The organism is Streptomyces sp. NPDC016562 (assembly GCF_043076955.1).
GTDB lineage: Bacteria > Actinomycetota > Actinomycetes > Streptomycetales > Streptomycetaceae > Streptomyces.
Window position 1 is genome coordinate 97,134 of record NZ_JBIBRZ010000006.1, and the last position, 20,914, is coordinate 118,047.

Below are 20,914 nucleotides of genomic sequence, written 5' to 3' on the forward strand. Positions count from 1 at the left end.
CTCCACCCTTCGGGTGACGAGACCTGGGGGATACCGCGGGATGCGGCAGTGGTGAGAAGGTGTTCCCCGCGGTTAGGTGCAGGGGGAAGGAATCTCGGTGGGCTCAGGGGCGAATACGGAGGGCACCCCGGACGGCATACCCACCGGGGCCCGGGTCCCGCCCGGCGGCAAGGCTGCGGTGCCGCCCGGAGCCCAGGCCCCGGTCACCCCGGGCCGCGCCGTCGTCGCCTCGCTCATGCTCGCCATGGCGCTCGTCGCCCTCGACGGCACCATCGTCGCCACCGCCGTCCCGCAGATCGTCGGCGACCTCGGCGGCTTCTCCGTCTTCTCCTGGCTCTTCTCCGGCTACCTGCTGGCCGTCACCGTCACCCTGCCCGTCTACGGCAAGCTGTGCGACACCTTCGGCCGCAAGCCCGTCCTGCTCTTCGGCATGGGCCTGTTCCTCGTCGGCTCGGTGCTGTGCGCGCTCGCGTGGAACATGGCCGCCCTCATCGCCTTCCGGATCGTCCAGGGCCTGGGCGGCGGAGCCCTCCAGGGCACGGTCCAGACCCTGGCCGCCGACCTGTACCCCCTCAAGGAACGGCCCAGGATCCAGGCACGGATGTCGACCGTCTGGGCCGTCTCGGCCGTCGCCGGCCCCGCGCTCGGCGGGCTGCTCGCCTCGTACGCGCACTGGCGGTGGATCTTCCTGCTCAACCTGCCGCTGGCCGCCCTCGCCCTGTGGATGACCGCCCGCCACCTGACCGAGCCCGTACGGTCCCCCGGCCGCCGCGGCCCGGTCGACTGGGCGGGGGCGCTGGGCACCTTCGCCTGCGGCGGACTGCTGCTGTTCGCCCTTGTCCAGGGCGGGGTGGCCTGGCCCTGGCTCTCCGCGCCCTCGCTGGGGCTACTGGGCGCCAGCGCGGCGCTGGCCGCGGTCGTGGTCCGGGTGGAACGCCGTGCCGAGGAGCCGATCCTGCCCGGCTGGGTGTGGCGCCGGCGCACCATCGCCGCCGTCAACCTGGCCATGGGGGCGCTCGGCCTGCTGATGGTCGCCCCCGTGGTGTTCATGCCGACCTACGCCCAGTCCGTGCTCGGCCTCGGGCCCGTCGGCGCCGGGCTGGTCATGTCCGTGATGACCCTGAGCTGGCCCGTCTCCGCCGCGCTCAGCCAGCACGTCTACCGGCGCATCGGCTTCCGGGACACCGCGGTCGTCGGGATCGCGCTGGCCGCGGTGATCCTCTTCTCGTTCACGCTGCTCCCCTACCCGGCCCGGCCGTGGCAGCCCGCACTGATCATGCTGCTGCTGGGCGGCGCCCTCGGGCTCTTCCAGCTCCCGCTGATCGTCGGCGTGCAGTCCACCGTGGGCTGGGCCGAGCGGGGCACCACCACGGCCTCGGTGCTGTTCTGCCGCCAGGTCGGCCAGAGCGTGGGCGCGGCCCTGCTCGCGGCCGTGGCCAACGCGACCCTCGCGGCCCGGCTGGCGGGCGCCCCCGTACCCGGGCTCCCCGGCCACCTGGACGACGTGTCGAAGGCGCTGGACCGGCCGGAGCTGCTCCCCCGGGCCGCCGCCGACCACCTGCGCGAGGCCGTCGCCGCCGCCGTGGACCACATCTTCCTCGGCGCGACCGCCGCCGCCCTCGCCGCGCTGCTGATCCTGCTGCTGGTGGCCCCGCGGCGGTTCCCGGTCCTGCCCGAACTGCGGGACGAGTAACAGGCCCGGCACAGTCAACGGACCCACCGCCCACCCGACTTGTCATGGCCCGGGCCAGTGGGTGACCCTCGTCCCAGGACCGTTTCCGGGGGGACGACGACATGGCATCCGCACTGTTCGCGCTGGCGTTACTGGCCGCGCTGGCCGGCCCGATCTGCCGGCGGCTGTACACCAGGCCGGGCTTCATCACCGGCCGTGACGGCCGGCTCTCCACCTCGACGGCGCTGGCCCTCGCCTGGACGGTGATCCTGGTCTGGCTGCTGCTCGCCATCCTCGGCTACGGGCTCACCGCGGGCGGCGGCGTCCGCTACTTCCAGGGCGCCGACGGCCCGCTGTCCACCCTGACGACGGTGTACCTGCCGCTGCTCGGAGGCCCGTACGTGGCCCTGATCGCGGCCAAGACGGTCGTCGGCATGCGCGTGGAGAAGGGCAGCATGGCCAAGCCGGCCCCGAAACCGACGCGGTCGGGGCGCCGACCGCTGCGGGAACTGGTCGCGAACGACAGCGGGCGGACCGACCTGGTCGACCTCCAGTACGTCGCCTTCAGCGCGGTCACGATGCTGTACGTGGTGCTGTTCTTCCTCTCGGACCCGGGCGGCGGCCTCCCGCGGCTGCCCGCCGAGATCTGGGCCCTGACGGGCGCCCCGGCGGGCGCGTACCTGCTGAACAAGATGGCCGTCCGGCCGAACCCGCTGATCACGAACGTCTCCGTCGACGACGGCGTGCTGACCGTCGAGGGCGGCGGCTTCGCCCCGGACCCGGCCGGACCCCCGGCCCTCGCCCAGCCGCAGGTCACCGTGGACGGCGCCACCGCCGCAGCCTCCTACGACCCCGCGACGGGCACCCTGCGGGCCCCCCTCCCGGCGGGCACCAAGGCCCCCTTCACGGTGACGGTCACGGCCCGCGGCCTGCGCAGCGACCCGTACCCCTACGCCTCCCCGGCAACGCCCCCGCTCACCCTGCCCGCACAGCGGGGGACGGTCGGCTAGCACCGTGCGTCAGGCGTGCTCTTCCTTGTGGCGGGCGTAGTAGCGCGCCACCCGGGCCCGGTTGCCGCAGGCCGATGCCACGCACCAGCGGCGGCGCGGGTGCGCCGGGAGGAAGAGCAGGACGCAGTCCTGCGCCTCGCAGGCACGGACCGACGTCACGCGGGGGTCCGTCAGGAGCTCCGCGACCGCCTCGGCCAGTTCGGCCGCGAGCCGCTCGGCGGGGGCCGCATCCCGGCACGGGACAGCGGTGAGCCCTGCCTCGACAGTCCAGGCCAGTTCGCGGTGGGCCGGCGCCGCGGCCAGGGCCGCGTTGAGCGCGCGCAGCGCGTCCGGCGGCGGCCGCTCCCCCACCCGTACGGCGTCGAGCGCCGCGCGCGCGGCCTCCCGTACGGCCCGCACGGCGGCGACCTCGGCCGCGCCCACGGCCTCGACCGGGGTGAGCCGTCCGGCCTGCTCGGCCAGCCAGTCCGCGAGACCCGCCGGCTCGGCGACGAGGTCACCCGCGGCGGTGCGGGTGTTGAGGAGGTCCAGGGCGAGGGGTTCCCCGGTGAGCGGGAAGGTCACTGTCACGCCACTAATGCTACGTCACCCCCTTGACCCATTAGCCACCATGAGGGAAGACTAATGGAAACAAAGCCACAGGAGGCATGTGATGACCGCTGTCCGGCACCAGCACCGCACCGTCGACGTCGACGGCGTCCGCGTCGCCTACCGCGAGAGCGGCCCCGCCGACGGACCCGTCCTGCTCCTCCTGCACGGCTTCCCCACCGCCTCGCACCAATTCGCCCGGCTGATGGACACCCTCGGCGACACCCCGTACCGCCTCATCGCCCCCGACTACCCCGGCTTCGGCCGCACCGAGGCCCCGGCCGGGTTCACGTACACCTTCGACCGGCTCGCGGACATCGTGGAGGGCTTCACCGAGGCCCTCGGGCTGGACCGCTTCGCCCTGTACGTCTTCGACTTCGGCGCCCCGGTCGGCCTGCGCCTCGCGACGCGGCACCCGGAGCGGGTGACCGGCCTGATCGTCCAGAACGGCAACGCGTACGAGGAAGGCCTGTCGGAGGCCGCCCGCGAGTTCACCGGGCTGCGGCGCGAGGTGCCGGGCCACGAGGAGCGGATCCGGGGCCTGTTCACGGTGGAGGGCACCCGCTTCCAGTACGAGACCGGGGTCGCGGAGCCCTCGCTGATCTCCCCGGACAACTGGACCCTCGACGTCCACTACCTCGGCCTGCCGGGCCGCGCCGACGCGCAGACCGACCTCGCCTTCGACTACGCCTCGAACTTCGCGCACTACCCCGCCTGGCAGGCGTGGCTACGATCGGCGAGCCTGCCGGTACTGGTCGTCTGGGGCGCGGGCGACCCCTTCTTCACCCCGGCGGGCGCGAAGGCCTACCTCCGCGACGCCCCGCACGCCGACGTCCACGTGTTCGAGGGCGCGGGCCACTTCGCCCTGGAAACCCACCTGCCGCAGATAGCCCCCCTGATCGAGCACTTCCTCTCCAGCCTCACCGCCGCCTGAGGCGCTCTTTCAGCCCCGCCGCACACATCCAGCCCCGCCGGCGTTTGAGGCGCGGGGTCGGGGGCGGAGCCCCGATCTTTCAGCCCCGCCGGCGTTTGAGGCGCGGGGTCCGGGGCGGAGCCCCGGCGGGGTGTCCCGCGGCTCAGCCCTCCGCAGGAGCCCGCCCCGTCAAGGCCGCCAGACTGGAACGCACATGGTCCATGTGCGCCCGCATCTCCTCCTCGGCCTGCGCATGCTCCCGCAGCACCCGCTCCGTCTCCCGCCCCACCCGCTCCTCCCGCACCCGCGCCTCCGCCAACAGCTCCGCCGCCCGCGCCTCCGCGTCCTCCTGCCCGTGCCGGGCCGACTCCTGCGCCTCGGCCAGGTCCCGCCGGGCCTCTGCCAGCCGGGCCTCGGCGTGCCGCTCCGACTCCGCGACCCGCGCCGCCTGTTCGGCCTCCCGCGCAGCCAGCCCCCGCTCGGCCGCCTCCCACCGCTCCGCCTGCTCCTGCTCGCGCTCCGCCAGCAGCTCATCCGCCCGCCGCCGCGCGTCCGCCACCGCGGCCGCGCCCTGCGCCCGCCAGGCCGCCGCGTCCTGCCGGGCCTGCGCCCGTACCTCGTCGGCCTCCTGCTGCGCCCGCAGCAGCCCCTGCCGGGCCCGGACCTCCGTCTGCTCGCGCACCGCCTCCGCGTCGCCCCGCGCCAGCTCCGCCGCCCGGTCGGCCCTCGCCTCGGCCGCGCCCAGCGTCGCGGAGGCGTCCGCCCGCGCGTCCGCCCGTACGGCCTCGGCCTCCTCCTCGGCCAGCAGCAGGATCCGGCGGGCCCGCTCGCCCAGTTCGTCGTACGTCTGCGGGGCGAGCCCCGCCACCACCTCGCGCAGCCGCTCGGCCTCCGCCGCCATCTGCTTGGCCAGGACCGTCAGCCGGGCCACCCGTTCCCAGGCCTCGTCACGGCTCCCGGACAGCCGGGCGAGGTACCGGTCGACCTCTTCCATGCGGTAGCCGCGACCGCGCACAGTCGCCAAGGGTGCACTCATCCGGGAAGCGCCTCTCTCGCGGGGATTCCCGTCAAGGATGCGTCATTTGCTCCCAGAAGCCCGAATGGCCGGGCCGGGACCCCGTACGAGGGTCCGGACCCGGCCACTGATCACCCGATCAGGCCGCCGTCAGAGCAGCCCGTCCCACATCTGCTCCAGCAGCACCGACCACCAGCTCTCCGGCGAGGCCAGCGCCGCGCTGTCGAGCCCCGCCAGGTTCGCCTGGAAGTCGACGGTCCAGCGCCCGGCCTGCTCGGGCGTCAGGTGCTGGCGCAGCCGCCACATGTGACCCAGCATCGCCAGGGACCGTACGAACTGCGGCAGGCTCGAATTCACGAACTGCGGCGGCACCGGGGCGCCGCCCGGACCGCCCTCCACCGGGACGGCCACGATGTGCGCGGTGCCGTACTGCACGCAGATCGCCTTGCCGAAGTCGCTGCCGACGACCAGGTACGAGCCCGCGTCGGAGGCGGGCTGCACCTGCCGCTGCGCGGCCATCTCGGCCAGCGTCGGCACCGGTTGCCCCGGCACCGCCTGCGCCCAGAAGAACGGCCCGAAATCGACGGGCAGACCCGACCACATCAGCGTCTGCGCGACGATCTCCGGCACGCCCTGCCGGGACACCGCGCGCTGGTCGAAGCGGAACACGCCCTGCGGGCCGAACGCCCCCGCCAGTTCCTGCGCGATCGCGTCCAGCGGGATCGCCGGCTGGAGCGGGACCTGCGGCAGGGGCGCCCGTACCGGCGCGGGGCGCGCCGGACCGTCCGCCACCTGGTGCAGCTCACCCTGATGGGTGAGCAGGTGCCGCATGCCCTGCTGACGGCCCGCGTGGTCCTTGCCGTACGGGGCCACGCTGGTGATCCGCACCTGCGGCCAGGTCTCCCTGATCATCCGGGCGCAGTAACCGCCGGGCAGCTCACAGGACTCCAGCTCGGTGTGCAGCTCCAGCACCTGCTGCGGCGGCACGTTCATCGCGCGCAGCTCGTGCAGGATCTGCCACTCCGGGTGCGGGGTGCCGGGCGCCGAGCGGCGGATGAGCTGCTGCTCGGAGCCGTCGGGGGCGCGGTAGCGGAGCACGGCCTGGTAGCCGGGACCCACCGTGGGCACGCCGGTCGGACCCGCGGCGGCCGGAGGCTGCTGCGCCACCGGTCCGCCCGGCGGCGGGCCGGGGGGCGCGGGCGGCTGGCCCATGGCGGGACCGGCCAGCATCGTGGCGGCATGGTCGAGCCCGCCCCCGGGCGCGCCGGGAGCACCGGGCGACCCGGGCGGCCCGGGCGGCTGCGGTACGCCGGGACCCGCGAGCATGGTCGCGGCGTGATGGGCCCCGCCACCGGGGGCACCGGGGGCGCCGGGGGCGCCGGGGGCGCCGGGCGGGCCCGGAGGGGCCGGGGGCTGACCGGTCACGGCGGGACCGGCCAGCATGGTCGCGGCGTGGTCGAGCCCACGGCCGAGGGACCCGGGGGCGCCGGGCGGACCGGGAGGCCCCGGAGGGCCGGGAGGCTTCGGCCCACCGGCACCGGCGCCCGGAGCCCCGGGCGGACCGGGAGGCGCGGGCGGCTGACCCGTCACGGCCGGACCCGCCAGCATCGTCGCGGCGTGGTCGAGCCCACGACCGAGGGACCCGGGAGCGCCGGGCGGACCAGGAGGCCCCGGCGGACCCGGAGGCTGCGAACCACCGGCACCCGCGCCCGCACCCGGAGCCCCGGGCGGGCCGGGAGGCGCGGGCGGCTGACCCGTCACGGCCGGACCCGCCAGCATCGTCGCGGCATGGTCGAGCCCACGACCGGGCACGCCGGGAGCCCCGGGCGCACCGGGCGCACCGGGCGCACCGGGCGCACCGGGCGGCCCCGGAGGCGTCGACGGCCGGGCCGGACCCGAGGCCCCCGCGCCCCCGGCGGAGCCGCCCGGGCGGGAGACCTGGGCCTTGCTCGTCGGCGCGTCGGCGATGTCGCCCGGCGACGAGTCCAGCGCGGGCACGATCGCGGTCTTCGGCAGCCGGCTGCCGCCGGGGATCAGCGCGGTCTTCGCCTCCGAGGCCACCGCGGGCGCCGGCGCGTCGTCCAGGTCCGACCCCGACAGCGGGGGCGCGAACACGGTCGCGGGCAGCGGCACGGACGCGTCGTCCCCGCCGGAGTTCACATCGGTCCCCGCCCACGGCGTGGACCCGGTCGGCACCGCGGCGGGTGCCGCAGCGGCCGCGGGCGCCGCCGGAACCCCGTCGTTGGCCGTCGGCTCGTACGGGATCTCGCCGCCGCGCCGCAGGGGAACCGCGTCGAAGGGAGCCGGAGCGGGCGCCTCGTCCACAGCCTGTGCGGGGGCCGCAGCCGGAGCCGGGGCCGGAGCCGGCGGGATCCCCGCCCGGTCCGCGGCCTCCTGAAGCCACTCGGGCGGACTGAGCATGAACGAGGTCTGCTCCGAGTCGATCCGCGGCGGCGGAACCGAAGCCTCCGAAGCCGCGGCCGCGGCCACGGCCCCGTACTCCTCCTCGTACCGGCGGATCACCTCACCCACCGGCAGCCCGGGCCACAACGTGACCTCCCCGCTGTCCCGCGCGATGACCAGCCGCTGCCGGCCGCCCCCCGACACCGGACCCGCCGGACGGTCCTCCGCCCACACCACGAACCCGAGCCCGAACTCCCGTACGCGCACCTCCCGGTGCTGGTACGCGGGCACGTCCCCGTTGATCCACTCCTCGGCGCGCTCCTGCGCCTGCGCAAACGTCACCATCGCGCCGTCACCCCTCATCCGAACCGGAACGCGCCACGGGAACCGAGCGTGCGAATCCGCCGTCCACCATCAGACCGGCCACCGTCTCCAGCTCCGGCGGATTACCCGCCAGCCGTTCCAGAAAGGCGTCGAAATCACCGCCGCACGGCAGCAACAGCCGCTCCACGCGCTCCTGCACCGACCAGCCGTCCCGGTCGCGTGCGTCGTCGTACGGGGAGAACCACACCGACCCGACGCCCTCGCCCTTGACCTTCAGCGCGAGCAGCCCGCCCTGCACGAAGGCCACGCACAGGTAGTCCTTCGTCAGGTGGTCGCGCAGGCACTTGTTGACGTAGACGAGGTCGTTGACCGCCGCCTCCTCACGCACGGTGAAGAACGGCTGGTCCACCAGCAGGCCCAGGTCCACGTCCAGACCCGCACCCACCGGAGCGCAGCCGCCCGCGGCCTTCAGGAAGGAGCGGTACGCCTCCGGCAGCCGGTAGCCGAGGTCCTCCTCGACCCCCTGCACCTGCTCCTCGGAGACCGAGACCACCGTCTTGGGCAGCCCCAGGTGCACCGGGCGCACCTCCTGCAGCGGCCGCGTCCCGCGCTTGTCGTGGTCCACCGGAGCCGTCGCCAGGCCCGCGTGGTGCCGCAGCAGTGCCTTCACCTCGACCGGAACCAGCTCCATGCGGCGCGTACCCGACACGTGGTGCCAGGTCCAGCCGTGCGGGGTCGCCACCGGACCGACCGTGTCCCACAGCTCGTGCCCGGCGGCCTTCATCGCCGCGTTCGCGGACACGTAGTCCGTCAGCCGCAGTTCGTCCACGCCGAAGCCCTCCGGCGGTTCGGCGATCTCCACCGCCGCACGCGCGTAGGCGGAGAAGTCCGGATGACCGTTGCCGCCCATCCGCACCCCGTGGGGATGCCGAGCGGCCCGGACCGGGTCCGGGAAATGCACGACCTGCCCCGAGTAAGCGGCGTTGGGTGGCGCGGCCTGCTGCCCGAGCCGACCTGTCGTCATGGCGGTAGCCCCCTGCTGGATCTGGCTGGTTCACCACAGCCTATGCGCTGGGGCAAGGGGGTCAGCCGCGCGCCAGCGGCGCACCCGCCCGGGGGCCAGGAACATCCGAATTGATACGAATATTCGACCCCGCTTCCGTATGACAGATGACATTTGGCAGGCTGTCCCCGCGACACGGGGGCGTGCGCGACAGGGGTCAGGACCGCCGCCACGGGAGGGAAAGCACGACCATGCAGAACACGGCGACACGCACAGACCCGGGCGGGACCGGCCCGGCAGGCGGCGACGCGACGGCCACGGCCGCGAGCACCACGGACACAACGGACACAACGGGCCCGGCAGGAACGGCCGTCGAGACGGCCGGCCCCGCCGGTGACCCCCGCCTGCGCTGGAGCAACAGCGACGGCCGCTCCGCCGTGCCCGTCCTGCGCTTCCGCCGGGACGGCATCCTGCCCACCGTCGCAGCGGCCCTGTCCGTACGCGGCGAAACGCTCACCGGCACCGCGGGCAAGGCCGACCAGCCGCCCGCGCTCCACCCCCTCGTCCAGGACTTCCTCGACACGCTCACCAGCGGCCAACGCGAACGCTTCACCGGCCGGTGCCCCGAGGCGATCCTGCTCTCCCGCCACCTCACCGCCGTCGAAGGCGCCCGCTCCCGGCGCGCCTCCCGCAAGCCCCTCTCACCGAGCGAGGCCCGCCGCTCCCTCAAGCACGCGAAGATCACCGCCCGCCGCATCCGCGAGGACGGCGACCCCCTCCACGGCAGCTACGCACCTCCCTGCCGCTCCTGCGAGGCCCTCCTCGCCCACTTCGGCGTACGCCCCGTCGACCTCACCCCAGCCGAGTAGCCATGACCACCACCTCAGCCTCATACGACCGCTCCTCGGCCACCCGCTTCCCGGTCGCCGTGGACTCCGCCCTGCGCACCGCCGGCTGGGAACCGGGCCGCTGGGACATCAAGCAGGCCGAGTACTGGGCCGACGCGCTCCGGGACCACACCACCCCGGCCGGACACCGCCACAGCGTGTTCCCCGCCGCCGTGGAGGCCTGGGCCGAATTCGGCGGCCTCACCGTCACCACCTCCGGCCCCGGCCGCCAGATCGCCCCCACCCCGGTCCGGCTCGACCCCCTGACCGGCCTCCACCTCGCCCGCACCTTCGCCGACCTGGGCCGCGCCCTGTCCACCCAGCTCTGCCCCCTGGGCGTCGAACCCGACGGCGGCTCCCACCTCGCCATCGACCGCGAGGGCCGCGTCTACGCCATCGACCACACCGGCGACTGGTACCTCGGCTCCAGCCTGGACGAAGCCCTCACCCTCCTCCTGACCGGCCTCCAACCCACCCGCCTGACGACGGCCTGAGCCCGTTCCAGCCCTGCCTTGCCGGCCCCGCCGGCACAATTCCAGCCCCGCCGGCGTTTGAGGCGCTCTTTCAGCCCCGCCGGCGTTTGAGGCGCGGGGGCCCGGGGGCAGCGCCCCCGGCAACGGCGCCGCACCCGGCACAGCACCGCCACCGCCACCGGCACCGGCCCAGCCCCGGCAGGGGCAAAACACACCCGCTACCCCACCGGCAGCACCGCCGACACCCTGAACCCCCCCACCTCCGTCGGCCCCGACACGAACACCCCGCCGAGCCCGAGCACCCGCTCCCGCATCCCGACCAGCCCGTTCCCCCCACTCGGCAGGCCGACCCCGTCCGCCTGCCCCTCGCACGGCCCGTTCTCCACCTGCATCGCCACCTCCCCCTCGCGATGGGCGAGCCGCACCACGACCCGCGCCCCCGGAGCGTGCTTGTGGCAGTTGGTCAGCGCCTCCTGCACCACGCGGTACGCCGTCTGCTCGACCTCCGCCGCGTACGCCGCCCCCTCGCCCTGGACCACCATCTCCACGACCATCCCGGCCGCCCGCGACTGCCCGACCAGCGCCTCCAGCTCGCCGAGCGAGGGCCCCTCGTCCGGTCCCACCGACGCGACGGCCACGAACGACGCCGGAGCCGACGCCGCGGCGGCGGCCGTGGCAGCCACGGCAGCAGCCGCCGCCGCCGGAACCGGCTTAGGCGCAGCCCTCAACACGCCGAGCATCTCCCGCAGCTCCGTCAGCGCCTGACGCCCCATGTCCCCCACCAGCGCGGCGTTCTTCGCCGCCCGCGGCGGGTCCTTGAGCGCCACCGCCTCCAGCGCGGCCGCGTGCACCACCATGAGCGAGACCCGGTGGGCGACCACGTCGTGCATCTCGCGCGCGATCCGGGTCCGCTCCTCGGTCCGGGCCCATTCGGCCCGCTCCTCCGCCCGGTCCGCCAGCAGCGACAACTCCCGCTCCAGCGAGTCCGCCCGCTCCCGCAGGCTCTCCATCAGCCGGCGCCAGGCCCCCATGTACAGCCCGAACAGCACCGGCGGCACGGTCAGCGCCACCGCCACGAACCCGGAGAGCGAGATCACCAGCGTGTGGTCGGCCTCGACGTCGCCGCGGGTGCGCAGGTACATCACCACGAACGTCGCAGCCAGCGACATCGAGAACAAGGTGGCCGTGATCCGCCGGGGCACCTCCGAGGAGGCCAGCGTGTACAGCCCCACCACCCCGAGGAGGAACCCCATCGCGGCCGGTGCGACGGCGATCCCCACGAGCACCACGGCGATCGGCCACCGCCGCCGCAGGACGAGCGTGGCCCCCGCCACCAGCCCGAACAGCAAGCCGACCACGGCCGGCACCCCCGCCTCACCGGCGAAGGACACGCCCTCCCATGCACATTCGACGGCGGACACCCCGGCGAGCGTCACGTCCACCACGGCATCCCGCCGCCGCGTCCACCCCATGGGCGGCCCAGCGCGGCCTTCCACTTCCCCCGTACTGGTCATGCCGTCCAGCCTACGCAGCGCCCTGAGCACACGGTCGAACGAAAATCCCGAGAACCGCCGGTAATCGCACGTACGACGGAAACGTCCGCCCACCGAGACCCGAATCCTGCATTCCGGACGACATTGGCGTCATGACCGACATCCGACGTCGCCCGGGCGACGGCACCGGCGGCCTCCGCCAGGTCACCACGACCTTCGAATCCCTCCGCGAACAGGCCATCGCCTTGCGCCGCGAAGGCCTCAGCCTGCGGCAGATCCGCGACAGCCTGAGCGTCCACAACAACGACCTCCTCCACCGGCTGGTGAAGGGCGAGCCGCCGCCCGAGTGGACGCGCCGCGCGCAAATCAGGGCCGCGCGGAGGCCTACACCCACCGAAAAGCCGGGTACGAGGCGCAGCGCCAGGCAGCACAGCAGGAGATCGGCGGACTCACGGAGCGGGAACTGTTCCTCATCGGCGTCGGCCTCTACTGGGCCGAGGGCGGGAAGACCAAGCCCCATCAGCCGCACCCCCAAATCACCTTCGTGAACAGCGACGCAGGAATGATTCGGACCTTCCTGGCATGGCTGCGCCTCATGGGCGTCACAGATGACCGCATCAGATTGGCCGTCCAGATCCACGAAACGGCCGACATCGCGAAAGCGGAGCAGTACTGGCGCGACATCGTGGGGCTCGACGCGTCCCACTTCGGGAAGACCACGCTCAAGCGGCACAACCCGCGCACGAACCGCAAGAACGTGGGCGACACGTATCACGGTTGTCTCAGGGTGCGCGTCCTGAAGGGCTCTGATTTGTACCGTCGCATTGAAGGCGCCTGGTGCGGCATAGTAGGTGCCATCAACTAGATCACCAGACAGAAATGTCCGGTTTGAGTTGATTTACCATCCCCTGTGGTGTAATCGGCAGCACTGGGACCTTTGGAGTCCTATGTCCGGGTTCGAGTCCTGGCAGGGGAGCAAGCAACGTTCGGGTCCTGACCTCCACGGTCGGGACCCGGCCTCGTTTCGGGCCCCAGCGCCCCCGGTATCCTGCACGGGTCCACCCCCGAAGCCGAAGGGCATCCCCGTGAGCGCCAACCGCCCGGCAGCCGTCGTCGTACTCGCAGCGGGTGAAGGCACCCGCATGAAGTCGGCCACTCCCAAGGTCCTGCACGAGATCTGCGGGCGCTCGCTCGTCGGTCACGTCGTCGCCGCCTCCCGCGAGCTGGACCCCGCCCACCTCGTCGTGGTCGTCGGGCACGCCCGGGAGCAGGTCACCGCGCACCTGGCCGGCGTCGACGCCGAGGTCCGCACCGCCGTCCAGTACGAGCAGAACGGCACGGGCCACGCCGTCCGCATGGCCCTCGAAGAGCTCGGCGGCCAGCTCACCGGCACCGTGATCGTCGTCTGCGGGGACACCCCGCTGCTGACCGGGCAGACCCTGCGCGAGCTCGCGTCGACGCACGAGGCCGACGGCAACGCCGTCACCGTGCTCACCGCCGAGGTGCCGGACTCCACGGGCTACGGCCGCATCGTGCGCGACGAGGCGACCGGCGCGGTCACCGCCATCGTCGAGCACAAGGACGCGACCGAGGCGCAGCGCGCCATCCGCGAGATCAACTCGGGCGTCTTCGCCTTCGACGGCGCCCTGCTCGCCGACGCGCTCGGCAAGGTGCGTACCGACAACAGCCAGGGCGAGGAGTACCTCACGGACGTCCTCGGCATCCTGCGCGAGGCCGGCCACCGCGTCGGTGCGGCCGTCGGCAGCGACCACCGCCAGATCCTCGGGATCAACAACCGGGTGCAGCTCGCCGAGGCCCGCGCCCTGCTGAACGCGCGCCTGCTGGAGCAGGCCATGCTCGCGGGCGTGACGGTCGTCGACCCGGCCAGCACCTTCGTGGACGTGACCGTCACGTTCGGGCAGGACGCGCTGATCCACCCGGGCACGCAGCTGCTCGGTGCCACGCACATCGCCGAGGGGGCCGAGGTGGGTCCCAACACCCGTCTGAAGGACACCCGGGTGGGCGCGGGTGCCCGCGTGGACAACACGGTCGCGGAGGGTGCGGTCGTCGGTGAGCAGGCGACCGTGGGCCCGTTCGCGTACCTGCGCCCGGGCACGGACCTGGGTGCCAAGGCCAAGGCCGGTACGTACGTGGAGATGAAGAACGCGACGATCGGGGAGGGCACCAAGGTGCCCCACCTGTCGTACGTGGGTGACGCGACGATCGGTGAGTACACGAACATCGGCGCCGCGAGCGTCTTCGTGAACTACGACGGTGAGCACAAGCACCACACCACGGTCGGCTCACACTGCAAGACGGGCTCGGACAACATGTTTGTGGCGCCCGTCACGATCGGGGACGGAGCTTACACGGCGGCCGGTTCCGTGATCACCAAGGATGTGCCGCCCGGTGCGCTGGCCGTGGCCCGTGGCCAGCAGCGGAATATCGAGGGCTGGGTGGCCCGTAAGCGTCCGGGAAGTGCCGCGGCGACGGCGGCCCAGTCGGCGGCCTCGGAGGACTCCGAGCGCCCCTGAGGCGAACTGACCGGAAACAGGTGCGCCCGGGACGGCGTACCGTGATAGTGCACGCAATTCGGCTGGCTCACCGTGTGCGGGACGGACGCACATGGGGGCGAGCAGCTTCAACACGTCTGAGGAGACAGTGCTGTGACCGGGATCAAGACGACCGGCGAGAAGAAGCTGATGCTCTTCTCCGGCCGCGCCCACCCCGAGCTGGCCGAGGAGGTCGCGCACCAGCTGGGAGTCGGCCTCGTGCCGACCAAGGCTTTCGACTTCGCGAACGGCGAGATCTACGTCCGTTTCCAGGAGTCGGCTCGCGGCGCGGACTGCTTCCTGATCCAGAGCCACACGGCTCCGATCAATAAGTGGATCATGGAGCAGCTGATCATGATCGACGCGCTGAAGCGCGCGTCGGCACGCTCCATCACCGTGATCATCCCGTCCTACGGGTACGCCCGTCAGGACAAGAAGCACAAGGGCCGCGAGCCGATCTCGGCGCGCCTGGTCGCCGACCTGCTGAAGACCGCGGGTGCAGACCGCATCCTCACGGTCGACCTGCACACGGACCAGATCCAGGGCTTCTTCGACGGCCCGGTGGACCACCTCTCGGCGCTGAACGTCCTCGCGGACTACGTGGGTGCCAAGGTGGACCGCACCAAGCTGACGATCGTCTCCCCGGACGCCGGCCGCGTGCGCGTGGCCGACCGCTGGTGCGACCGTCTGGACGCTCCGCTGGCGATCGTGCACAAGCGCCGTGACAAGGACGTCGCCAACCAGGTGACCGTCCACGAGGTCGTGGGTGAGGTCAAGGGCCGCGTCTGCGTCCTGGTCGACGACATGATCGACACCGGTGGCACGATCTGCGCCGCGGCCGACGCGCTCTTCGCGCACGGCGCGGAGGACGTCATCGTGACGGCCACGCACGGCATCCTGTCGGGCCCGGCCGCGGACCGTCTGAAGAACTCCAAGGTCAGCGAGTTCGTCTTCACGAACACGCTGCCGGACCCGTCCGACCTGGAGCTCGACAAGATCACGGTGCTGTCGATCGCCCCGATGCTCGCGCGCGCGGTGCGTGAGGTCTTCGAGGACGGCTCGGTCACCAGCCTGTTCGAAGAGCAGCAGTAGCAGTAGATCCTTTTGGTGCGGCCTCCCCCGCCGGGTACACTTTTCAAGTTGCTCGGCGAGGGAGGCCGTACCCGTTCGCGGTACGGATGCTCCGTTATCGACGCGCTCTTCGTAGCAGGCCGTTTCGGCCGGGTGACTGTCGTCCGTTTCCGTCACCCCACGAGGAGTGAGCATGTCCGAGATCAAGCTTGCCGCCAAGGTCCGCGACACCTTCGGTAAGGGCTCTGCCCGCCAGGCGCGTCGTGACGCCCTGACCCCCGCCGTCATCTACGGCCACGGCACCGACCCGAAGCACGTCAACGTCGACGCCCACGCCCTTCAGCTGGCGCTGCGCACCCCGAACGTCCTGATCTCCCTGGACATCGCGGGCGAGGGCACCGAGCTGGTCATCCCGAAGGCCGTGCAGAAGCACCCGCTGAAGCGCTCGATCTCCCACGTCGACTTCCTGATCGTCCAGAAGGGCGAGAAGGTCACCGTCGACGTCGCGATCGTCACCGAGGGCGAGCTGGCCGCCGGCGGCAACATGCTGGAGACCCTCCAGAACACCGTCTCCGTCGAGGCCGAGGCCACCCACATCCCGACCGAGGTCACCGTCTCGATCGCGGGCCTCGAGGCCGGCGCCACCATCCACGCCAAGGACCTGGTCCTGCCGGCCGGCACCACGCTGGCCATCGACGGTGACGTCGCCGTCCTGCAGGTCGTCGCCCCGCAGGCCGAGGAGCCGGCCGCCGAGGCCGAGGGCACCGAGGCCTGAGCCTCACCCCTCCCTCTCAGCAGTTGCTGACCGACCGCCGTCCGGCTCCACTGGAGCGGGACGGCGGTCGTCTTCATTCCGGCCCGGAAACAGGCCTCCCCTTCAGGCCCTAAGGAGCTTTTGATGTCGGACGACGCGGCACCCTGGCTGATCGTCGGCCTCGGCAATCCCGGACCGGAGTACGCGGGCAACCGCCACAACATCGGGTTCATGGTGGTCGATCTGCTGGCGGAGCGGATGCGCGGGAAGTTCAAGGCGCACAAGGCCCGCGCCCAGGTGGTCGAGGGCCGCATGGGCCCGCCGGGGCCGGCCAACCGCCGGGTGGTGCTGGCCAAGCCGATGTCGTACATGAACCTCTCGGGCGGCCCGGTCACGGCCCTGCGGGACTTCTACAAGGTGCCGCTGGAGCGGATCGTCGCGGTCCACGACGAGCTGGACATCGACTACCCGACGCTGCGCCTGAAGCTGGGCGGCGGCGACAACGGCCACAACGGCCTGAAGTCGATGACCAAGTCGATGGGCCCGGACTACCACCGCGTGCGTTGCGGCATCGGCCGGCCGCCGGGCCGGATGCAGGTGGCGGACTTCGTGCTGAAGGACTTCTCGTCCACGGAGCGCAAGGAGCTGGACTGGTTCGTGGACCGGGCGGCGGACTCGGTCGAGTGCCTGATCGCGGAGGGGCTGGAGCGCGCCCAGTCGGCGTACAACTCCTGAGCGGGCGACGGGAGTCGACCGATCGTCACTTCGGACATAACATCACATCGCCTTACAATCCATACAAATACTCACGAGTACCCCTTGACCGGTGCGGGGCGTCATCAGCAAGCTGAGCGGCGCCACCCCCCACGGCCCATTTCCCTCACCTGTGCCAGAGGTACTCATGTCACCTTCCAGGATCCGCCGTGCGGCCTTCGCCGTCGCCGCGACCTCGCTCGTCCTCGCCGCCGGCGCGACTCCCGCCCTCGCGACCGACGTGTACACCGTTCCGCTGCACCAGCAGACCCCCATCACCGCGGCCGGTTTCGGTTCGACGGAGAAGACCTGCGCCGACATCCCGGCGTCCCAGGACGGCTGGCACTTCATCGCTCCGGGCAACCCCAACGACGTCTCCTTCGTCGAGCTGACGGTGACGTTCGAGCCGGGCGGCCAGAAGGTGGTCACCACCTTCGGCCCGCCGAACGACAACCACGCCTACGTCGCCTCGGCGCCGGGCGCCAAGCTCACCTCCGCCGTCGCCAAGGTGAAGGGCGGCTCGCTGGAGTGGTTCAACCTGTCGCACACCTGCCCGTCGACCTCGACGCCGAGCGGGACCCCGTCCGGCACCCCTTCGGGCACCCCGTCGGGCACGCCGTCGGGCACCCCGTCGCAGACGGGCTCCCCGTCCTCGTCGGTGACGCCCTCGCAGTCCGTCTCCCCCTCCGGTTCGACGACTCCCAGCGGCAGCGGCACGCCGTCGGGCACGCCGAGCTCCTCGGCGACCTCCCCGGCTCCGGTCGCGGGCGGCACCACCGGCGGTGACCTGGCCAAGACCGGGTCCGACCTGCCGATCGCCCTGGTGTCCACGCTGGCCGCCGCGCTGATCGCCGCGGGCGGCGTCCTGGTCGTCCGCCGCCGCCGCGCCCAGTAGCGGACAGGTAGCGGGCAAGCCCTACGGGGAAGCCCCCGCACCGTCGGTCGGTGCGGGGGCTTCCCTGTGTCCGGGTACGGAGCCTCAGCCGGTGTTGCGCAGGCCCGCGGCGACGCCGTTGACCGTGAGCAGCAGGGCGCGGGCGAGCAGCGGGTCGGCTTCCTCGCCGCGTGCGGCGGCCTCGCGCTGACGGGCCAGCAGGGACACCTGGAGGTAGGAGATCGGGTCCAGGTAGGCGTCGCGCACGGCGAAGGTCTGCTGGAGCACCGGGTGGGAGTCCAGGAGCCTTTCACCGCCGGTGATGCGCAGGACCTCGCGGACGGTCAGCTCGTGCTCGGCCTCGATGCGGGCGAAGACGTGCTTGAGGTGCTCGGGCACGAGGGTGTCGACGTAGTGACGGGCGATCCGCAGGTCGGTCTTGGCCAGCGTCATCTCGACGTTGGACAGGAAGTTGCGGAAGAAGTGCCAGCGCTCGCCCATTTCGGCGAGGACGTCCTGCCGGCCGGACTCGCGCAGGGCCTTGAGACCCGAGCCGACGCCGTACCAGCCGGGGACGATCTGGCGGGACTGGGTCCAGCCGAAGACCCACGGGATGGCGCGCAGGCCGTCGAGGCCGGCGCCGGAGTCGGGGCGGCGGGAGGGCCGGGAGCCGAGGTGGAGGTCGGCGAGCTGGTCGACGGGGGTCGCGGCGAAGAAGTACGCGGGCAGGTCCGGGTCTTCGACGAGCGCGCGGTACGCGGCGTGCGCGGCGTCGGAGACGGTGTCCATGGCCGCGTCCCAGCGGGCGAGGGCCTCGTCGGACTGGCGGGGCGCGGTGTGCAGGGCGGAGGCCTGCAGGGTGGCCGCGACGGTCAGTTCGAGGTTCTCGCGGGCCAGGGAGGGGACGAGGTACTTGTCGGAGATGACCTCGCCCTGCTCGGTGACCTTGATCTCGCCTTCCAGGGTGCCCCAGGGCTGGGCGAGGATGGCGTCGTGGGAGGGGCCGCCGCCGCGGCCGACGGTGCCGCCGCGGCCGTGGAAGAGGCGCAGGCGCACCCCGTAGCGGTGGGCGACGTCGCGCAGCCGGCGCTGGGCGCGGTGGATCTCCCACTGGGAGGTGGTGATGCCGCCGAACTTGGAGGAGTCGGAGTAGCCGAGCATGACCTCCTGGACGTCGCCGCGCAGGGAGACCAGGCGTCGGTAGGAGGGGTCGGCGAGCATCTCGTCGAGGATGACGTCGGCGGCGCGCAGCTCGTCGGTGGTCTCCAGGAGCGGGACGATGCCGATCTTGGCCCAGCCGCCGTGCAGGTCGATCAGTCCGGCCTCGCGGGCCAGGACGGCGGCGGCGAAGACGTCGTCGGCGCCCTGGCACATCGAGATGATGTAGGACTCGATGACCTCGGGGCCGAACTTCTCGAAGGCGTCCTTGATGGCGAAGAAGACGCCGAGGGTCTTGTGCCCGGCGGCGTCGAGGGGGGCCGGGATGGGGGCCAGCGGGCGGCGCGAGCGCAGTTCCTTGGCCAGGAGCTTGCGCCGGTAGTCGCGCGGCATGTCGGCGTAGCGCCAGGACTCCTCGCCGAGCCGGTCGAAGAGCTGGCCGAGGGCGTGGTGGTGGGCGTCGGCGTGCTCGCGTACGTCCATGGTGGCGAGCTGGAGGCCGAAGGCGGCCAGGGTGCGGATGGTGCGGTCCATGTGGCCGTCGGCGAACAGCGCGCCGCGGTGCTCGCGCAGGGAGCTCTGGATGAGGGTGAGGTCGGTGAGTAGCTCGGCGGTGCCGAGGTAGTCGCGGCCTTCCTCGTGGGGGGTGCCCTTGGCGAGGCGCTCGCGCGTGTTGACGAGCTTCTGCCGGATGCAGGTGGCCTTGAGGCGGTACGGCTCCTCGGCGTTCAGCCGCTTGTAGCGGGGGCTGATCTCGGGGAGGCGTTCGAGGTCGGCCTGGAGGGAGGCGAGCAGTTCCTCGGTGGCTCCGGTGTAGCGGATGGAGTTGGACAGCAGGCCGCGCAGGAAGTCGACGAGTTCGAGGGCGTCGGTGATGCCGTGCTCGTGCTGGAGGATCAGGACGTCGCGGGTGACCTCGGGGGTGACGTTGGGGTTGCCGTCGCGGTCGCCGCCGATCCAGGTGCCGAAGGTGAGGGGGCGGGTGCCGGGGGGCAGCTCGACGCCGACGCGCTGGAGCTCGGCGGCGAGGTCCTCCAGGACGTCTCCGACGGCCCCGGCGTGCAGCTCGTCGAGGTAGTAGATGGCGTTGCGGGCCTCGTCGGCGGGCTCGGGGCGGACCACGCGCAGTTCGTCGGTCTGCCAGACGAGGTCGATGTTCTCCGCGAGGCGCAGGTCGTGGCGGCGGCGGTCGCCGGCGCCGGTGACGGGCTCCTCCAGCAGGGCGGCGATGCGGCGCAGCTTGTTGAGGACGCTGCGGCGGGCCGCCTCGGTGGGGTGGGCGGTGAAGACGGGGCGGACGTTGAGGTTCCTGACGGTCGCCCGCAGGTGCTCGGGGTCGGCGTCCTTCAGCATGTCGGCGGTGCGGGCGAGGAGCCCGCCCTCGGCGGCGCGGTGGGCGCGCAGCTCCTTGCCGCGGTGTACCTGCTCGGTGACGTTGGCGAGGTGGAAGTAGATGGAGAAGGCGCGCACCAGCTTGGCGGCGGTCTCCAGGTCGATGTCGCCGAGCAGGGCGGCGGCGGCCTCGCCGTCGGTGCGGGTGAGGGCGCGGACGCGTTCGACGAGGTCGAGGAGGTCCTGGCCCTCCTGGCGTACGAGGGTCTCCCCGAGGAGGTCACCGAGACGGCGGATGTCCGCGCGCAGCTCTGCGTTCGCGGCGTCCGTGGTGCGGGCGGGGACCTGGTCAGCACTGCTCACAGGTGCGGCTCCTTGCAGTGTTCGAGCGCTACTGGGCGGTGGGCTCCCGGCCGTGCGGCGACGCTCCCCACGACTGGCTCTGGGGGCGCCGCGACCTGGTGCGCAGCCGGGCTGCCCGTGCGGACCGCGCTGTCCGACGGCAACAGGATAGGTGTCCCGTCCGCGTGCCCGGGCAAACGTCTCATTAGGCGGCGCGTGAACGGCTCCCGCGCACGCCGGTGCCCCGGCCGCGCTCATGTTGCCCCGGCACCCGGCTTTGCCATACTTACGATGCCG

General features: G+C 72.8%; 16 protein-coding genes, 1 tRNA gene and 1 pseudogene. 12 read left to right on the forward strand and 6 right to left on the reverse strand.

From position 1 onward, the window contains the following. Nucleotides 1-97 precede the first annotated feature (97 nt). Nucleotides 98-1,693 (forward strand): MFS transporter, encoded by a 1,596-nt coding sequence (locus ACF059_RS24045; RefSeq protein ID WP_392060525.1) that lies wholly within the window; start codon nt 98-100, stop codon nt 1,691-1,693. 101 nt (nt 1,694-1,794) lie between these two features. Beyond that, nucleotides 1,795-2,682, forward strand: a complete 888-nt coding sequence (locus ACF059_RS24050; RefSeq protein WP_392060528.1) for a hypothetical protein — start codon at nt 1,795-1,797, stop codon at nt 2,680-2,682. Between the two features lie 9 nt (nt 2,683-2,691). On the opposite strand, the gene ACF059_RS24055 is transcribed toward ACF059_RS24050, so the two are convergent. Continuing rightward, entirely contained in the window at nt 2,692-3,252 is a 561-nt protein-coding gene (locus ACF059_RS24055) for an ABATE domain-containing protein (RefSeq protein WP_392060531.1), read from the reverse strand. Nucleotides 3,253-3,334: 82 nt separating this feature from the next. On the opposite strand from ACF059_RS24055, the gene ACF059_RS24060 reads away from it, so the two are divergent. Beyond that, nucleotides 3,335-4,204, forward strand: a complete 870-nt coding sequence (locus ACF059_RS24060) for an alpha/beta fold hydrolase (protein WP_392060533.1) — start codon at nt 3,335-3,337, stop codon at nt 4,202-4,204. Between the two features lie 142 nt (nt 4,205-4,346). Here the strand turns inward: ACF059_RS24060 and ACF059_RS24065 are convergent, their stop codons facing one another. The 3 genes from ACF059_RS24065 to ACF059_RS24075 form a co-directional block, all read right to left on the reverse strand. Then, nucleotides 4,347-5,219 carry a cellulose-binding protein gene (locus ACF059_RS24065; protein ID WP_392060536.1) on the reverse strand — a complete coding sequence of 291 codons (873 nt, stop codon included), beginning with the start codon at nt 5,217-5,219 and terminating at the stop codon, nt 4,347-4,349. A 129-nt stretch (nt 5,220-5,348) separates the two neighbouring features. Further along, nucleotides 5,349-7,946: an SUKH-4 family immunity protein gene (locus tag ACF059_RS24070; protein WP_392060540.1), complete on the reverse strand. Its 2,598-nt coding sequence runs from the start codon at nt 7,944-7,946 to the stop codon at nt 5,349-5,351. A gap of 7 nt (nt 7,947-7,953) precedes the next feature. Continuing rightward, entirely contained in the window at nt 7,954-8,949 is a 996-nt protein-coding gene (locus ACF059_RS24075; protein ID WP_392060543.1) for an SMI1/KNR4 family protein, read from the reverse strand. A gap of 230 nt (nt 8,950-9,179) precedes the next feature. Here ACF059_RS24075 and ACF059_RS24080 point away from each other — a divergent pair, with 230 nt between their 5' ends. Both ACF059_RS24080 and ACF059_RS24085 read left to right on the forward strand, forming a co-directional pair. Beyond that, nucleotides 9,180-9,797 carry a YwqJ-related putative deaminase gene (locus tag ACF059_RS24080; protein ID WP_392060546.1) on the forward strand — a complete coding sequence of 206 codons (618 nt, stop codon included), beginning with the start codon at nt 9,180-9,182 and terminating at the stop codon, nt 9,795-9,797. 2 nt (nt 9,798-9,799) lie between these two features. Then, the gene (locus tag ACF059_RS24085; protein ID WP_392060549.1) at nt 9,800-10,309 is read left to right on the forward strand and encodes an SUKH-3 domain-containing protein; all 510 of its coding nucleotides are present in this window, start codon (nt 9,800-9,802) and stop codon (nt 10,307-10,309) included. Nucleotides 10,310-10,506: 197 nt separating this feature from the next. On the opposite strand, the gene ACF059_RS24090 is transcribed toward ACF059_RS24085, so the two are convergent. After that, nucleotides 10,507-11,802, reverse strand: a complete 1,296-nt coding sequence (locus ACF059_RS24090) for a sensor histidine kinase (RefSeq protein WP_392060552.1) — start codon at nt 11,800-11,802, stop codon at nt 10,507-10,509. A gap of 131 nt (nt 11,803-11,933) precedes the next feature. Between ACF059_RS24090 and ACF059_RS24095 the strand changes: the two are divergent. The 7 genes and pseudogenes from ACF059_RS24095 (at nt 11,934) to ACF059_RS24125 (ending at nt 17,806) form a co-directional block, all read left to right on the forward strand. Continuing rightward, nucleotides 11,934-12,646 (forward strand): annotated as a pseudogene (locus tag ACF059_RS24095) (hypothetical protein). A gap of 39 nt (nt 12,647-12,685) precedes the next feature. Continuing rightward, nucleotides 12,686-12,757: transfer RNA gene (locus ACF059_RS24100), tRNA-Gln, on the forward strand. A gap of 109 nt (nt 12,758-12,866) precedes the next feature. Next, complete coding sequence (glmU, locus tag ACF059_RS24105) at nt 12,867-14,315, forward strand: bifunctional UDP-N-acetylglucosamine diphosphorylase/glucosamine-1-phosphate N-acetyltransferase GlmU (protein WP_392060554.1); 1,449 nt, start codon at nt 12,867-12,869, stop codon at nt 14,313-14,315. 132 nt (nt 14,316-14,447) lie between these two features. Then, nucleotides 14,448-15,425 (forward strand): ribose-phosphate diphosphokinase, encoded by a 978-nt coding sequence (locus ACF059_RS24110; RefSeq protein WP_360891464.1) that lies wholly within the window; start codon nt 14,448-14,450, stop codon nt 15,423-15,425. 172 nt (nt 15,426-15,597) lie between these two features. Next, entirely contained in the window at nt 15,598-16,179 is a 582-nt protein-coding gene (locus ACF059_RS24115) for a 50S ribosomal protein L25/general stress protein Ctc (RefSeq protein WP_360891461.1), read from the forward strand. Between the two features lie 123 nt (nt 16,180-16,302). After that, nucleotides 16,303-16,893, forward strand: coding sequence for an aminoacyl-tRNA hydrolase (gene pth, locus ACF059_RS24120; RefSeq protein ID WP_366865583.1), 591 nt, complete (start codon nt 16,303-16,305; stop codon nt 16,891-16,893). Nucleotides 16,894-17,059: 166 nt separating this feature from the next. Further along, nucleotides 17,060-17,806, forward strand: a complete 747-nt coding sequence (locus ACF059_RS24125) for an LPXTG cell wall anchor domain-containing protein (RefSeq protein WP_392060558.1) — start codon at nt 17,060-17,062, stop codon at nt 17,804-17,806. An 84-nt stretch (nt 17,807-17,890) separates the two neighbouring features. Here the strand turns inward: ACF059_RS24125 and ppc are convergent, their stop codons facing one another. Continuing rightward, on the reverse strand, nt 17,891-20,638 hold the full coding sequence (gene ppc, locus ACF059_RS24130; protein ID WP_366865584.1) for a phosphoenolpyruvate carboxylase: 2,748 nt from the start codon (nt 20,636-20,638) through the stop codon (nt 17,891-17,893). Between the last annotated feature and the right edge of the window lie 276 nt (nt 20,639-20,914).

Bases quoted from the DNA above. Each gene is read 5' to 3' on its own strand.
- ACF059_RS24075 (WP_392060543.1), bottom strand. From the start codon at position 8,949: ATGACGACAGGTCGGCTCGGGCAGCAGGCCGCGCCACCCAACGCCGCT.
- ACF059_RS24065 (WP_392060536.1), bottom strand. From the start codon at position 5,219: ATGAGTGCACCCTTGGCGACTGTGCGCGGTCGCGGCTACCGCATGGAA.
- ACF059_RS24090 (WP_392060552.1), bottom strand. From the start codon at position 11,802: ATGACCAGTACGGGGGAAGTGGAAGGCCGCGCTGGGCCGCCCATGGGG.
- ACF059_RS24050 (WP_392060528.1), top strand. From the start codon at position 1,795: ATGGCATCCGCACTGTTCGCGCTGGCGTTACTGGCCGCGCTGGCCGGC.
- ACF059_RS24085 (WP_392060549.1), top strand. From the start codon at position 9,800: ATGACCACCACCTCAGCCTCATACGACCGCTCCTCGGCCACCCGCTTC.
- ACF059_RS24115 (WP_360891461.1), top strand. From the start codon at position 15,598: ATGTCCGAGATCAAGCTTGCCGCCAAGGTCCGCGACACCTTCGGTAAG.
- ACF059_RS24070 (WP_392060540.1), bottom strand. From the start codon at position 7,946: ATGGTGACGTTTGCGCAGGCGCAGGAGCGCGCCGAGGAGTGGATCAAC.
- pth (WP_366865583.1), top strand. From the start codon at position 16,303: ATGTCGGACGACGCGGCACCCTGGCTGATCGTCGGCCTCGGCAATCCC.
- ACF059_RS24080 (WP_392060546.1), top strand. From the start codon at position 9,180: ATGCAGAACACGGCGACACGCACAGACCCGGGCGGGACCGGCCCGGCA.
- ACF059_RS24125 (WP_392060558.1), top strand. From the start codon at position 17,060: ATGTCACCTTCCAGGATCCGCCGTGCGGCCTTCGCCGTCGCCGCGACC.
- ACF059_RS24060 (WP_392060533.1), top strand. From the start codon at position 3,335: ATGACCGCTGTCCGGCACCAGCACCGCACCGTCGACGTCGACGGCGTC.